6 protein-coding genes are annotated in these 15920 nt (G+C 68.5%); 4 read left to right on the forward strand and 2 right to left on the reverse strand.

What is annotated here, in order from left to right; translation table 11 throughout:
- The coding region (locus G6028_RS15350; RefSeq protein WP_182659388.1) for a transposase at window positions 1–932 on the reverse strand (932 nt) is incomplete at its 3' end.
- A 207-nt stretch (window positions 933–1139) separates the two neighbouring features.
- On the opposite strand from G6028_RS15350, the gene G6028_RS15355 reads away from it, so the two are divergent.
- On the forward strand, window positions 1140–5192 hold the full coding sequence (locus tag G6028_RS15355) for a protein kinase domain-containing protein (RefSeq protein ID WP_182659389.1): 4053 nt from the start codon (window positions 1140–1142) through the stop codon (window positions 5190–5192).
- Between the two features lie 8 nt (window positions 5193–5200).
- Here G6028_RS15355 and G6028_RS15360 read toward each other — a convergent pair whose 3' ends face one another.
- The gene (locus tag G6028_RS15360) at window positions 5201–5866 is read right to left on the reverse strand and encodes a hypothetical protein (protein ID WP_182659390.1); all 666 of its coding nucleotides are present in this window, start codon (window positions 5864–5866) and stop codon (window positions 5201–5203) included.
- Window positions 5867–5967: 101 nt separating this feature from the next.
- Here G6028_RS15360 and pglX point away from each other — a divergent pair, with 101 nt between their 5' ends.
- The 3 genes from pglX to pglZ all read left to right on the forward strand — a co-directional run.
- Window positions 5968–9657: a BREX-2 system adenine-specific DNA-methyltransferase PglX gene (gene pglX, locus G6028_RS15365; protein WP_338404249.1), complete on the forward strand. Its 3690-nt coding sequence runs from the start codon at window positions 5968–5970 to the stop codon at window positions 9655–9657.
- A gap of 5 nt (window positions 9658–9662) precedes the next feature.
- A complete protein-coding gene (locus tag G6028_RS15370; RefSeq protein WP_182659391.1) occupies window positions 9663–13529 on the forward strand; it encodes a BREX-2 system ATPase PglY family protein in 3867 nt (1288 codons plus the stop codon).
- On the forward strand, window positions 13526–15920 hold a 2395-nt coding region (gene pglZ / locus G6028_RS15375; RefSeq protein ID WP_182659392.1), incomplete at its 3' end, for a BREX-2 system phosphatase PglZ. The genes G6028_RS15370 and pglZ, both read left to right, overlap by 4 nt.

Genomic DNA, 15920 nt, shown 5'->3' on the forward strand with positions numbered 1-15920 from the left:
ACCCGCATCCCGTCTGGCCACTTGGCGAGCATCCCGGGAGCGAGAAATCCGGTCAGCTCGGCAACCTCGGCCCCGTCCCGGATGTCACCGGAGGGATTGAGCGCCGGTCCCCACGCGCCCTCGGGGCAGGTCACGATGGCCCGGCGAATCGGGGCGGTGATGGAGAACCCGACCGAGTACTCCACTCGTCGACCGCGGACGCGGTTCTGCTCGGTGATCCAATCCAACAGGTCGTGAGAGGCGCCGGCGCCGTCCGAGCGGATCAGCAGGTCACGCCGGTGAGCAGCGGGGATCTGCGCGATTGCCTGGCCCAGGACGTCGATGTGGTCGGCAGCGGTGTTGGAGCCAGCATTGCCCGGGCGCAAGCTCGCGGCGAGAAACTCTTCTGTGTTGTCGCACCACACGCCGATCGGGTGGTAGCCGAAGGTGCGCTTGTACGTCGGAGCTGCATGTTCCTTCTCGCTGTGGGTGACCACGATGGTGGCATCCACATCGAGCACGACCGTCGATCCCAGATCCCGCCCCGCACACGCCGATGCGGGCACCCCGCCGGGCAGGCGGGACCACACGTGCCGCCGGGTGCGGGCACGCGCGACCTGGATCTTCTTGCGCTTGCCGGCAGTGACCTCATCGAGCGTGCGCCACACCGTCGGCGCCGACGCCACTGGGCCCAGGGCCCCGGACTGGTGGCGCAGGACGCCGATGTCGGAGATGGACTCGCCGCCATCGGCGAGCATCACCGCGGTATCGATCAGCACACGGCCGCGGTCGTGGATCGGGATAAATTGTCGGCGAGCCATGGCCCCTGACAGCTCGGCGGTCAGACCGACCTGATCAGCCAGAAGCCGAGGCGCGATGGCCCCGGCGTGGGCGATCACCCCGACACCATCAGCAGTAACGGACAGACCGGCCGACCACGAAGTACGCTTCACCTACCGAGTGCTTTCTGTGGGGGGACATGGAACCTTAGACAAGTCCCAGTTTCCCCTGTTCAGGAAGCACTTCGGTCTATTTTCGCCCAGCGATCCGCAGATCCCCGTGAATCACCGGGGCTAGGATCTGGCCAGTGGCCAGACCTTCCGCACACGCGGGAGACGCTAGTCACCCGCACCGATCCGCGCCGAGGAGACCCGTTCACCGTGCTTCAGAACTCCCCCCGCTGGAAAGAGGTCTCCCGCTCGGCCTTCGAGCACGAGAAGCAGGGACTGGCTCTGCTCGCGAACGCCGTGCCGGACTCCGCGCCCTACCGGGTGTGGGCCAACTTCGAGTTCCAGGACGGCCACGGCCAGTGGCACGAGGTCGACGCGCTGGTGGTGGGCCAGTCCCGCATCCACCTGCTCGAGCTCAAGTCGTACCACGGCAGGATCGGCGGCGACGAGCACCGCTGGGTGACCGACCGTAACGGCCGCGTGGACAGCATGCGCTCGCCCATGGTCGCCACCCGGCGCAAGGCGCAGCGATTCAAGTCCAAACTCGAGCAGGCGATCAGCCAAATAGCGCGGGACCAGGACGAGGACCCGCAGATCAGGCAGGTCGCCGCTGCCGTCGGCCGCCTGCCGTGGATTCAGGAGGCGGTGTTCCTCCACGACCCCGGGGTCGTCTCGCACCTCGCGGCGGACAAGGCCCACAACATCTTCGGAGTGGACCCTGCGGATTTCCCCGACCGCGAGGTGCGCACCAACCTCCCGCCGATCGCCGACCGCGTCCAGGAACCGGTGGGGCGCGAACGGATCAGCGAGGCACTGAGCATGCTCATCGCGCTGGCCATGCGCAAGATCGCGGGGATCACCGTGCGCGATCACCTGGCCGGCTCGTACCTCCTGCACGACCGCGTCGACTCCCCCGACCCGCGCTTCCACGAATGGGACGGCGAACACCGGGAGACCCACGAGCCGATCCGCGCGCGGGTGCTCAATGTGGCGGCGGCCGCCACGGAGGGCGAGCAGATCCGGATGCGCAGGACGCTGCGCCGGGAGTACGAGCTGCTGTCGGGGTTGGGAAACGAGCACATCGTGGCCCCCCGCTCGATGGAGACGCTGCGCGGCACCTCGGACGAGGTGGTGATCTACCCGGCGCTGCCGGACCATCGACCGTTGGACGTGGCGCTGCCGGGGGCCAAACTCTCGGCGAGGGAGCGCGTGGAGATCGTCCGCCAGGTCGCGGACGCGCTGCTGTACGCCCACCGGCACCAGGTGGCGCACCGGGGTCTCGACCCGACCACCGTCCTGCTCGACACCCGACTGCTCTCCACCCGGCCGGTCGACGCGTACGGCCGCATCGAGGTGAAGGTCGACGGCTGGTCCGGCGCGGGGACCTCCGAGGCCTCAGGAACGGTCCTGGGTGCCACCGGCTCTGCCACGTCGATGCCGGGCGACGAGCTGTCAGGCCGCGTCTACCTGGCACCGGAGGCGGCGGGCGTCCACACACCGGACCGCATGGCGGCGGATCTGTTCTCCCTCGGTGCGCTGGCGTACTACATCCTCACTGGCGGCCATGCCCCCGCCACGGACCGCTCGTCGCTGCTCGACCGGCTGGAGCGCGACCGCGGCCTGGACATGTCCGCGGTGACGAGCGAGTTCGATCAGGGCCTGCGCGCGCTCGTCATGGACGCCACTTCGGCGACGGTCGACACGCGCAACACCAAGTTCGGGGTCTCGGATTCCACACAGGGACTCTCCCCGGTGATCGGCTTCGAGCGGCGCCTGGCAGAGGCCGCACGACCGGCCACTCCGCAGCCCGCCGCCGAGCAGATGGACGCGCTGCGCCCGATGATCGACGGAGTGCTCGAGGGCCGGTTCGTCATCAAGAAGGTCCTGGGCTCGGGGTCCACGGCGGTGGGCCTGCAGGTGGAGGATCTCACCGACGATTCCGGTCCGCCCACCAAGGTCCTCAAGGTGGCGCGGGACGAGCGCGCCGCGGAGCGCTTGGCCGCGGAGTCGGAGGTCTTGCGCTCGCTCGGCCAGGGGCTGCCGGCCAAGTACTCCTCTCTGTTCGTAGCGCTGCTCGAGGGCCCGATGGTCGTCCATGACCGGCGCACGTGCCTGGTGCTCACGGACTGCGGGGACGTCTCACTGGCGAGCATGCTGCAGCTCGGCCGGATCTCCCAGGACCGGTTCTGGAAGTTCGCCATCAACCTGGCGGACATGCTGGTCGCCCTGGAGGCGGCGGGGGTCGCGCACCGGGACATCAAGCCCGCCAACCTCGGGATCGTGGGACGGGGGCGCGGCCAGCACCTGGCCCTGTTCGACTTCTCCGCCTCCCGCGAGTCCCTGCAGCACACCAAGGTGGGCACCGGCGTGTACCGCGATCCGTTCCTGGGCCGGCGGTCGCGGCAGATCGCCGACTCCTCGGCCGAGCGGTATTCGGCCGGCGTGGTGTTGTTCGAGATGGCGACGGGTGAGACTCCGACGTACGGGGACGGGGTGAGCGAGCCCTCGCTCACCGACGGTCACGTGGTGATTCCGGCGGAGGCGATGCCTCCCGAGTGGAGTCAGGACGTGGTGGAGCAGATGACGGGGATCTTCACCCGTCTGCTCGATGGGGACAGCGGGGCGCGGTTCGGCTCGGCGCAGGAGTTCCGCGAGGCGCTCGCGGCCGTCGCGGCGTCGGTCACCGCGGGTGACGGGGGGACGACGACGACGAGGGAGCCGGTGACTCCCCGCGATGCCCCCACCCCTGTGACAGCCGTCGCTCTCCCGACGTTGGCGGAGCTGGCGGAGGAACTCCTGCGGGCTGCGGGCAGCTCGCGCAGCTCCGATTACCGGCTGGTGCGGACGATCCTCGGGCGGGGCGAGGGCGCGCCGGCCGATCCGTTTCAGGCCATGTCCCGGTACGCCGAGCCGCTGCGGCTGAGCGTCGGCAGGATCCCGCAACTCACGGGTAAGTTCCCGGCACTGTGGCAATCCTCCCCGGCGCTCACCGAGGCATTCGAGGAGATCCGGGCCGCCACCCGCCGGGAGATCGTGCGCCGCGGCGGGGTGGCGAGCATCCGGCAGATCGCGGGGGCGGTCGAGCAGAGTTTCCCGGCGGAGCAGGGGCACCGCGATTCTGAGCGCCTGCGGCTGGGCGTCCTGCGCATGTTTGACCTGGGCCTGCACCGTGCTGACGCCGCTGGCGGGTCCGAGGTGGAATTGCTGCGGCGCGGGCGCTCCGCTCGGGTGATCGGGATGAGCGTGCACCCGGATTGGGCGCGTCCCCTGGTGGTCGAGCTCAATCGGGCGGCGCACGACCTGCTCGCCGAGCCGGGGGTGCGGCACGTTCCCGCGGAGCTGGTCCACGCGGAGCTGCGGGGGGCGGCCCGGTCGGTGTTCTCGGACGCCGCGGACGCGGAGTCCCGGATCGATCCGCTCACGCTGGCGGAGCTGGCGGTGGCAGGCGACGACGAGTTGGCGCTCACCGCCACGGGTGACCTGTACTCCACCGCGATGGAGCTGCCCGAGCTGCTGGCGCTGACCCTTCCGCGGGCTGCCAGCCAGTTCAACCTGGGCTTGCTCAAGGACCTCATCCGCGCCCGCTTTCCGGAGCTTCGCACCCGCGAGCCGAGGCGTGAGGACGTGGAGGCGGTGCTGGCCGAGCACATGCCGGGGATGGCGTGGGATCCGCAGCACCGGGACTTCCGCTACCCGCAGCAGGCGACCGGGCTGAGCATGGTGCATACCCGGACTCCGTCCGCGTTGGTCACCGACCGTTCCGGCACTGAGGATCCTCTGATCGAGCAACTGGCGCGCGCGGCCTCGAGCCCGGGGTTCGTCTCCGTCTCGGTGCCCTACGGCCGTGGAGACGAGGTCGCAAGCAAGCTGGCTGAGCGCCTGGGCGCTGAGGTGGTGGATCTGTCCGCCGAGGTGCTCGCCAGCGTGGACTCTCTGCTCGAGACCAGCGGCCAGCTGGACAAGCGCGGGGATTTCCTGCGGTTGCCGCCGGAGCAGGTGCGCGGCGTCATGGAGGCCAACGTCACGACGGTGCTCGACAACGTCGATGCCACCGATGGTTCGGCGTTGGTCCTCACGGAGGCTTCGCTGCTCGCCGAGTACTCCCAGCTGTCCCAGCTCGGGCGGTGGACGGATCTCACCGCTCCCCCGCGCCGGCCAGTGGTGTTGGTGACGGGCCGCGCCAAGGACGCCCCGGGCCAGCCGGACCAGGTGGATGGCCGGCCGCTGCCCATCACCAGCGACTCGCAGCTGGTGAGCGTGTAAGCGAGGATCTACTTTCGCTTGCCCAGCGAGGGTGCTCCGCCGGACCGCACGTCGAGTACACCGACGACGTTGTCCGGGCCACGCCTGATCTGGCGGCGCCGCTCCAGGTGTGCATCCAGTAGGAAGGCCAGCTCGAGCTCGGACGGCGCGGACTTCCGGCGACGCATCGCAATGGCGCCCTGAAGCTCCCTGAGGCCTTCTTTTCGGAGCCGGGCCCTTTTTCTGGCGCGCGCGTCGTAACGCACTCCCTGATTGATGAGGAAGCTGTTGTCTGCGTCGCATTCGGCGATAGCGTTCCGGACGCCTTTCGCGGTCGGGTCGCTGCAATGCTTCAAGAGCTTCCGGACCTTGATCCTGGCGGCCTCGATGCGGCCGCGTTCTTTCGCGGGAAGCGACTGCAGACGTTTCGTATCGGCTGCGGAGTCGGGAACCACCGAGATGCGCCCGCCGGCCTTCGGAGAGCCCTTTCCCGTCCCGCCGGCCGCCGCGGCCTGGCGATCTCGGGCCTCGCGGACAGACCTCTTGATTGCCTTTCTGCTCTTCTGGGCGACCGCGCGTTTGGCCACGAGCGCTCGGATTCGCGAACTGTTGGTGGGGACGCCGTCCTCGATGAGGGCGTCGATCCGGGCATCGATCGCGGCGACGGCGCGTTGGCGCTCCTCGTCGGTGTTCATGTCGGAAACACTATCCGGGTCTCGCCGCTCTCACGTGCTTCGTAGGATGGTCGAGGGACTCGCAACGCGCGGGTCCGCGTGTGTGAAAGGCCAGGTGCCAGGTGGCGGGTAAGCGGCGGAAGTCGGCGGAACAGCAGACGCTCACGGACGCGTTGCAGCCGGTGGTACGGGAGCTTGTCGACGACATGCGTACTCGCCTCGCAGCTGACCTGGACAAGACGGCGGAGTGGAAGACCACTCACGCGGCGCTCAAGGAATCCCAGCGGACCGGTGCCACGTGGGCAGACTGGCAGGAAGATCAGCTCACCCAGGCGGCGGTGGGGTGGGTGCTCACGAGTGTCTTCGTGCGGTTCTGCGAGGATAACGACCTGCTGGGGGCGCACCAACGCTGGATCAGTGGGCCAGATGCGGACGGGCGCCGGCGTGCGGTGGACGAGCAGGACCGTTTCTTCTCGGCGAACCTGGACCAGAGCTTCCGTGGCTATCTGCGGCATGCTTTCTCCCAGCTGGAGCGCTCCCCTGCGGCGGCACCCCTGGTGGGCGAGCACGCGGGAATCCACATTGCCGAGCCGACCGACGACGCGGCGCAGCGGTTGGTGGAATTCTGGCGCCAGCCTGATGCGGAGAACGCGACCGTATGGTCCCTGCGCGATCCAGCACTGGATACCCGGTTCTTGGGCGACATGTATCAGGACCTGTCGGAGTACGCCAAGAAGAAATATGCGCTGTTGCAGACACCGGAATTCGTCGAGGAGTTCATCCTTGATCGCACGCTGACCCCGGCGCTGAAGGAGCGCTCCCCTCGTCTTCCGTCGGTCGATGCAGAGGGTCGGACAGAAGCGGTGGACTTTAAGATCATCGATCCCACCTGCGGATCGGGGCACTTCCTTCTCGGTGCATTCGAGCGGATGCTGGACTATTGGCGAGCCGAGGCTCCGGGAATGGAGCCGACCGAGCAGGTGCGCTTGGCGTTGTCTTCCGTCCACGGGGTGGACATCAACCCGTTCGCGGTAGCGATCGCCCAGTTCCGGCTCATGGTGGCAGCACTTCGGGCGACAGGTGGGTCGAGCCTGCTTAACGTGCCCGAGTTGCCGCTTCAGGTTTATGCCGGCGACTCGCTGCTCTGGAGCGAGGACTCTGCCGGGCAGTCCGGATTCGACTATGGAGATCTCACCGTCGATCCCGATGCTGTCGCCAGCGGCACCCACCTATCGACGGAGGACGTGGCGGCGCTGCGGCGGACGCTGGCGCGGGATCAGTACGACGTGGTGGTAGGTAATCCGCCCTACATCACCGTCAAGGACAAGACCCTTAACCAGCGGTATCGGGAGCTGTACGGATACTGCAAGGGCACATACGCGTTGTCGGTTCCGTTTATGGAGCAGTTCCACGCTTTGGCGAAGTCGGGAACGCTCGATCCCTTCCGCTCGGGCTGGATCGGGCAGATCACCTCGAACTCGTTCATGGCGCGCGAGTTCGGCGTCCCGCTCATCGAGGAGTTCTTCCCGCGGGTTGATCTTCTCGAGGTGATCGACACCTCTGGCGCGTACATCCCGGGGCATGGCACGCCAACGGTGACGCTTGTCTCGCGGAATCGTCAACCAGGCGCTGACACCGTCCGTGCTGTACTAGGTATTCAGGGCGAGCCGGGTGCGCCCGAAGACCCGGCACAGGGCCTGGTGTGGCGCAGCATCGTCGAACACGTCGATTCTCCGCACTTTGAAGACCAGTGGATTAGTGTGGACAACCTGCCGCGTGACACGCTCTCGGCTCACCCCTGGTCGTTGCAGGGCGGTGCGGCGGGCGGAGTTGCAGGTCAGATTGAGGCGAACGGTCCCCGTGCCCTGGGTGAATTGGTTGTCCGTATTGGCTTTTACGGTCAGACAAATGCTGATTCTGCATTTCTTACCGATCAAGCTACCGTCAAGCGACTGAGCTTAGAGGATCCCTTTACGAAACAGTTAGTTGTCGGGGATGAAGTTCGTGATCATGCCATCGCGGGATCGACTTTCACTTGGCATCCCTACCGGGCGCCATCTGGGCTCTTAAGGGTCGAAGAGGCTCCAAACTGGCATCGAACTCTATATCGGGCTCGAACCAGCATTGCTAATCGCGCCACCTTCAACAAGCTCCCCTACTATCTAGATAAGAAGCATTGGCACGAATGGCACATGGTGCAAGATCCGAATAAATGGACGCCGCTTTCGATTGCGTTTGCGGAGGTGGCTACGCATAACCATTTTGTGCTGGATCGTGGTGGGAAGGTGTTCAAGCAGACCGCCCCGGTGATCAAGTTGCCGGAGAGGTCGAGCGAGGACGAGCATCTTAAACTGCTTGGGGTGCTGAATTCGTCGACGGCGTGCTTCTGGTTGCGCAATAACTGCTATCCGAAGGGTGGCGACCCGGTTGGCACCTCCGGAGCCCGGGTGAGCAAGGAGAAGTGGTCGGATCGCTATCAATTCAACGGCACCACCGTCGGAGACTTCCCTCTCCCCGCCGGCTCGGTGTTGGAGCGCGCACGGTGCATCGATCTGCTGGCTCAGGAGTTAGCGGCGGTCGCGCCCGCTGCTCTTCTCGAGGGGTCGTCGCCGTCGGCTGAGCTGTTCGCCCGCGGCGAGGTGGATTGGGAACGCATTCGGGGGCTGATGATCGCGGAGCAGGAGGAACTCGACTGGCAGGTGTACCACTTGTACGGGTTCACCGACTCCGACCTGTCGCTCCCGGTGGGTGACGTCCCTGAGTTGGCATTGGGCGAGCGGGCGTTCGAGATCGCCCTGGCCCGCCGCGTTCAGGCCGGTGAGGCCGAAACGGCGTGGTTCGACCGCCACCGCTCGACCCCGGTCACCGAGATCCCAGAACATCTGCCGTCCGGGTATCGGGACGCGGTGCAGCGGCGGCTGGATCTCATCGCCGAGGATCCTTCGCTCGAGCTTCTCGAGCGCCCCGAGTACAAGCGGCGCTGGTCCTCTGTGCCCTGGACTGACCGGGTCCGATCGGCACTCGAATCCTGGATCTTGGACAGGCTGGAGAACCCTGAGCTGTGGAAGGACCCCAACGGGTATCCGCAGCCGCAATCGGTGCGTCAGCTCGCCGCGAAGGTCGAGACCGCTCCGCAGTTGGCTGGAGTTTCCGAAGCGCTCGAGCTGTGGTCGACCAAGCGGCAGGCCGGCGTGCTCGCCAACCTCGTGGCGCTGTTGGCGGACGAGGCAGTGCCGTACCTGGCAGGGCTGCGGCTCAAGGACTCGGGCTTGCGCAAGTTCGCCGAATGGCAGGTCACCTGGGACGCCCAGCGCGCCGAGGACCGCGGCGAGATCACCACCGCCCAGGTGCCGGTGCCACCCAAGTACACCTCCGCGGACTTCCGCAAGACCTCCTACTGGCAGGCCCGCGGCAAGCTCGACGTGCCCAAGGAACGGTTCGTTTCCTACCCCGGGGCCTCGGGCCCGGACGACCCCACCGCAATGCTGGGCTGGGCGGGCTGGGACCACGCCGAGCAAGGCATCGCCCTGGTGTCGTTGTACGACGACCGCAAGGACGACACCGACCCCGCCCAACTCGTCCCTCTGGTCGCCGGGCTGGCCGAGCTCATGCCGTGGATCCGCCAGTGGCACTCGGGCATGGATGCCCACTCCGGAATCGACTGGGCCGACTATCTCGGCGGACAGCTCACCTCGCTCGCAGAGCGCACCGGCGTCGCGATCGCCGACCTGTCCGACTGGCGCCCCGCCCCTGCGACCCGCGGCCGCAGGCGCGTCGCAGCCGCAGCTACTACACCCGATAAGGAAAGCTAGAGTTCATGGCCTTCACCCCTCCCGGCGCGACGGCAGGGTCGGGCACTAGCCCCACCCTGCGTGACGTCTTCTCGATCCCCGAGCACTCGGGAACCTCGACGTTCGTCCTTCAACTCTCCGACGCCGTCACCCGAGACGAACTCGGAACCACGCTGGCAGAGTACGTGGTGACCCCGTCCATCGGCGACGCCTTTGATGAGGCGCTCGCCCTGGTCGACAGCGCCCTGGCCACCGGGGAGAACAAGGGTGCCTTCCTCAAGGGCTCCTTCGGCTCCGGCAAGTCGCACTTCATGGCGGTGCTGCTCGCCCTGCTCACCGGCGACCCCCGCGCCCGCGCGATTGCCGAACTCCAGCAGCACATCGCCGACCACCCGCGGGCCACGTCTAGCAAGATCCTCGCGCTGCCCTTCCATTTCCTGGGCTCGAACTCCATCGAGGACACCCTCTTCGCGGCGTACCTCTCGCACCTGAACCGGCTCCACCCGGGAGTCACCCCGCCGGTACTCCACATGGCTGACGGGCTGCTCGAGAACGCCGAACAGATACGGGCCGAGGTCGGCGACGAGCGATTTTTTGCACGCCTGGCCACTGCCACCACCGGACCCGGCGGCGTCACGTCGTCGTCGTCATCCACTCCCGGCGGCCTCGACCTGGCCGCGCTCGGCGGCGCCACCGCCACCACCTGGGACCGCGACTCCTACGACCGCGCCCGACACCCCGCCGCGTCCCGCGCCGAGCGGGACGCGCTGGTCTCCGCGCTCGGCCAGACGTGGATCACCTCCGCCCACACCAACACCGACTGGCTGCACCTGCCCGAGGGGCTGTCCGCGATCGCCGCGCACGCCAAGACCCTCGGTTACGAGGCCGTGGTCCTGCTGCTCGACGAGCTGATCCTGTGGCTCACCTTCCACTTCTCCAATCGCGAGTTCTTCGGCCGCGAGATTCAGAAGCTCACCGGGTTCGTCGAATCCGACCAGGGCCGCATGGCCGTGCCGATCGTCAGCTTTATCGCCCGCCAGCACGACCTCAAGGCGTGGAAGGACTCGTCGATCGAGGCCGGCGAGGCCACCAAGATCCGCGAGCAGGCCATCGCCCACCAGGAAGGCCGCTTCTCGGGCATCGCGCTCGGCTCGGCCAACCTGCCGCAGATCGCCCATCGCCGGCTCCTCACCCCCAAGAACGCCGCGGCGGTCGAGGCGCTCGAGGCCTCGTTCCAGCGCCTGCACCTGTCCCCGGCCGTCAAGCCCGTCCTGCTGGACAAGGTCAACACTGACGACCAGCACCGCGGAGCCACCGAGGAGCAGTTCCGCCTTACCTACCCCTTTAGCCCGGTCCTCATTGACACCCTCGTCCACCTGTCCACCGCCATGCAGCGCGACCGCACCGCGCTCAAGGTGATGGAGTCGATGCTCGTCGACCTGGCCGACTCCATGACCGTCGACCAGGTGATCCCCGTGGGCGAGGTGTTCGACTACATCATCGACGGGACCGGCAACGGTGGCGCCGACGAGGCGGTGGCTGCCCGGTTCCGCACCGCACGCACCCTGTGGCACGACAAGCTCCGGCCCGCCGTCCTGGCCCAGTTCCCCGACGCCGACCCGAGCGTGCGGGACCTGGACCAGCCCAAGGGGGTGCGCGCCCAGCTCCGCCTGGCTAAGACCCTGCTGCTGTCCGCCCTCGCGCCCGAGGTGCCCGGGCTCAAGGCGCTCACCGCCAGCAGGCTCGCCCACCTCAACCACGGGGAGCTCGTCTCGATCGTCGCCTCTGACGCGCCGACCCGCGCGCTCGCCTCGGTCCGGGAGTGGAACACCTCGGTTCCCGAGATCACCGTGGGGACCGACAGCCACGATCCGCTGATCTCCATCACGCTGGAAGAACTGCCCTTCGACGAGATCCTCGAGCGCGCCCGCGGCGAGGACACCTTCTCGCGGCGCCGGGAACGTCTGTGGTCGATGCTGCAGGAGGAGTTCGGCATCGCGGCCATCGACGCGCAGGCCGACGGCGCGCGCTCCACCCGAATCACCTGGCGCGGAACGAACCGGACCGTCGAGATTGTTCGTGGCAACGTCCGTGACCCAGGTTCCGTGCCCGACACCCTCTTGGCGCCCGTCGAACCCGGGGCGCTGCGGGTGATCGTGGACTTGCCCTTCGACGAGGAGGGACACGGCGTCTCCGAGGATCACGCTCGCCTGGACCGCCTGCGAACCGAAGGCCACGACCACTTCACCCTGGCCTGGCTGCCGGCGTTCCTCGACCGCAAGCAGATGGACGACCTGGGCAAGCTCGTCACCATGGACTGGGTTCTGCAGTCCGAGAAGTGGCTCGGTTACACCAGCTACCTCGCCGACGGCGACCGCGAACGCGTCCGCCAGGTCATGGTGACCCAGCGCAATCAGCTCGCCGGGCAGCTCGCCGCCATCCTGCGCAAGATGTACGGCATCGCCGAGGGGGCGGTGTTCCCCGAGGGGCAGCCGCCCGTCCGCTCGTTGAGTTCCTCCGTAGTGGTCCAGCGGCCCGTCGGCGCGTCCCTGCGCGAGGCCGCTAGGCGGCTCTACGACCAGGCGTTTGACCAGCGCTACCCCGACCACCCGCCGTTCGACACCACCAGCGCGCTCACGCAAAAGGACTTCGCGGTCTCGCTGGAGGTGCTGCGCCGGTCCGACGCCCGCGAGGACGGCCGCGCCGCGTTTGTCGCCGCCGAGCGCAAGTCCGTGCAGCTCGTGCTGGGCGGTCTTCGGGTGGCCGACGTCCACGAGTCTCACCTCGTGTTCCCCAGCGCCACCTTTGCCACCCTGGCCGGGCAGATCGACCGCGCGCTCGCCGAGGCGGAGAAATCCGGGCAGGCCGACGGTGTGCTCACGGTGGCGCAGGTCGTAGCGGCCGTGGAGAAGCTCATGCCGCAAGCCGGGCTCAACCGCGACTGCACCACGCTCCTCGCGGCGGCGTGGGCCGAGTCACGCGACCGCAGCTGGTTCACCTATGGGACTCCTGTCGCTGCCCCGGCCTTCAAGGACATCCAACAGTCCCACCAGCTGCGCGAGCCGGTCCTGCCCGAACAGGACGAGTGGGATCGCGCCGTGCAGGCCGCCCAGCACCTCTTCGGCATCCCCGAGCGAGGCCACCTCTCCCCCACCAACCTCACCCACCTGGCGGGCGAGGTGTCGAGCAAGGCGGACGAGTTCAAACAGTCCAGCGAGGACCTGGTTGCGCAGCTGTCCAAGCTTGAGCAGCGTCTGGGGCGAACCGGGGAGGGGCGCCGGCTCCAGCTCGCGCGCCGGCAGACCGAGTTGCTGCAGACGTTGGTGCGCAAGAAGCAGCATCACGGTGAGATCGTCACCGCCCTCGCCTCCGCGGGTGAGGGGCCGGGCAACTACCTCGGTGCCACCACCAACGAGGCGAGCCAGTCCATCACCACCGCCGAGGACGTGGCGGCCGTGGCGCGCAACATCGGGCCGACCCTCGAGACCCTGATCGGTGGGCGGGCCAAGGAGGGGCCCCTCGGGGGTGAGGCCACGCAGATCGTGAAGGACCTGGACAACGGGGTCGACACCCACGAGTTCGTCCAGCATCTGGTCACGTCTGTTCAGAAGTTTGAGAAGCGCGCTCAGGACTGGATCAACAAGGCGATCGTCGGTCCGCCCCCGCCCCCGCCCCCGATCCCGACCCCGCCGATTTCGCCGCCTCCACCCCCGCTGCCACCTCTTCCGCCGACCGAAGTGGAGATCACCGGCTCCGGTCGACGCCGGACATTCGAGGCGCACGGCAGCCAAGTTGAAGGGGCGATCCACACCGCCCTCGCTGATCTTGGGCGGAGCTACGGGACGGGCACCCGCTTCCGGATCGAGATTGTCGCCGAGGAGCCCGAGACGTGACCACGGCCAGTGCAGGGGTTGCGGGGGGAGCCACCTCGTCGTCGTCGCTCGGTACGGCGACCGCCGCCGACCTCATTCCACTCCTCCACGGCCTCTACCGGGACAAGCAGCACAAGCGCGGTTTGCTGGTGATGCACGCCCGTCCCGAATGGGACGGCACCGAGCTGCGCGTCGACGACCTCGCCGTCCCGGTCCACTGCTGCCGGACGGTGCTGGAGATCCGGGACGTGGTGCGGCACCGGAATGCCCCCGAGGTGCCGTGGCGCGTCGTGCTCACCGACCTCCCCGAGGAGCAGATCCCCCAGGGGGTTAAGGAGCATTTCCAACCGCTCGGGCGCATGCGGGAGCTCGACCCCGTGGGCACCCTGCTCGGGATGTTCTCGGCAGACAAGACCGACGGCCGCATCCCCCGAGGGCGGGACGACGTCCGGGGGCTCACGACCGCGCTGGCCGACCACCGCGACACTCTCGCCCCCACCCCGACTCCGGTCCTCACCGCCGACCACCTCTATGGGGCCATCAGCACGCTCGTACTGGGTCTGGAACAGGACTTCCGGCTCGCGGACCTCCTGGCCTGGAGCGCCACCCCCGACGCCCACGCCGCGTGGGACGAGCTGGCCTCGCGGCTCACATCTCACGTCCGCGCGGGGCTCATCACGTGGCTGTGCCGCACGTTCACGTTGACCGGTCCCGGGATCCGCAGTCTGTGGGCCAAGAGCGGGCCACGAGGGCTCCTGCCCGCCGGCCTGGTAGCAGAGACCCTCCGCACGCCCGACTGGCAGGACACACCCACCGAACTCACCGGAGCGCGGGCCCTGTTCAGCCACCACATCGGCGCCACACTCGGCGACCAGTCCCTGCGCGAATGGGGGTCCGCCGCCGCCAAGGCCGTCCGCACCTCACTGGATCACGGGCAGCCGCTCACCGCCGTACTCGGCGAGGCCCACCGGTTGATCACCGGATTCGAGCAGAACGGTGGCGCCTCCCTCCTCGCCGGATCCACCGTCCTGCCCGGCGCCTTCCAACGACGCCTCGACGTGTACGCCCGCGGCCTGGCCACCACCCTCGACGGAGGGAGCGAGACCGCGTTGCTGCGGGGGCTCGAGACGCTGCGGGCGCACGTCGAAGCCGAGCGCTCCCGGCCCGACGACCTCGAGACCGCCGCCGCGCTGGTCCGGCTCCACCGGTGGAACCGGACCGAGGCCACCGCCGTGGCCGACCGGATGCGTTCTGTCGGTCACGTCGAGGCGATGCGCGCGTACGTTGACGAGCTGAGCTGGGTGGACCGGGCCGTCAACTCGGCGTGGCGTGGATTCACCGCCGATCCCAAGCCCGCGATCGGGCAGTCTGCGGCGGACCCCGACGCGCTCGGTCGTCGCGTCCTCGACCGCACCCTCGCCGTACGACGCGACATCGACCGGACCTTCGCTGCGCTCGTCGGTGCGCGTTTGGCCGACCGCTCCACCGCTGGCGACGCCCTGCTCGTGGAGGACGTGCTGTCCAGGGTCGTCGCGCCCCTGCGGAAGTCCGGGCCGGTCGAGTCCGGTCAACGGAGTGAGCGGGCGCTGCTCGTGGTGGTGATCGATGGACTCTCCGTGGCCGCTGCGCACGGGCTTCTCGAGGACGTGGCAGCCCGTCACGCCACCGTCTGGCAGCGGCTCGACTTGGCCTCCCTCGGACTCGACGTGGCCGCCTCCGCCCTGCCGTCGGTGACCACCGCGTCCCGGACCTCCCTGCTCAGCGGAGAGCTGGCCCTCGGCGGGCAGCAGGAGGAGCGGACCGGATTCGCCGCCCTGTTCCCCGCCCACCCCTCGGTCAGCGACGGGCCGCTGTTCCACAAGGCAGACCTCGACGCGAGCATCGGCGATACCGTCCGCAGCGCCATTTACGACACCGAGCATGTCCCCGTGGTGGGCGCGGTGCTCAACACCGTCGACGACGCCCTCGACCGGTCCGACCCCATCGCCACCACCTGGACCACCTCGCGCATCACCCACCTGGACAAGCTGCTCGACTACGCCCGCGCCGTTGGACGAGACGTGGTCCTGCTCTCCGACCACGGACACGTGGTCGAACGCAGCCGAATCGGCAAGGTCACCGCCGACGGCGCCGTGAGTGCGCGCTGGCGGCCCGCCAGCGGAGCTCCCGCCCAGGACGCCGAGCGAGCCGTGTCCGGGAACCGCGTGCTCGCGCCCGGCACCAGCGGCACACCGCACCACAGCGCGATCCTCGCTGTGGACGAGGACCTGCGCTACACCGGCAAGAAGGCCGGCTACCACGGCGGCGCCTCACCCGCCGAGGTCTGCGCGCCCGTTGCCGTTCTGGTCCAGAGCCTCGACGGGCTCGGAGAGGACTCACCGTTCCCCGCCGGGCCGCCCGTCCAGGACTCGT

This window comes from Dietzia cercidiphylli, from assembly GCF_014145145.1.
Taxonomy (GTDB): domain Bacteria; phylum Actinomycetota; class Actinomycetes; order Mycobacteriales; family Mycobacteriaceae; genus Dietzia; species Dietzia natronolimnaea.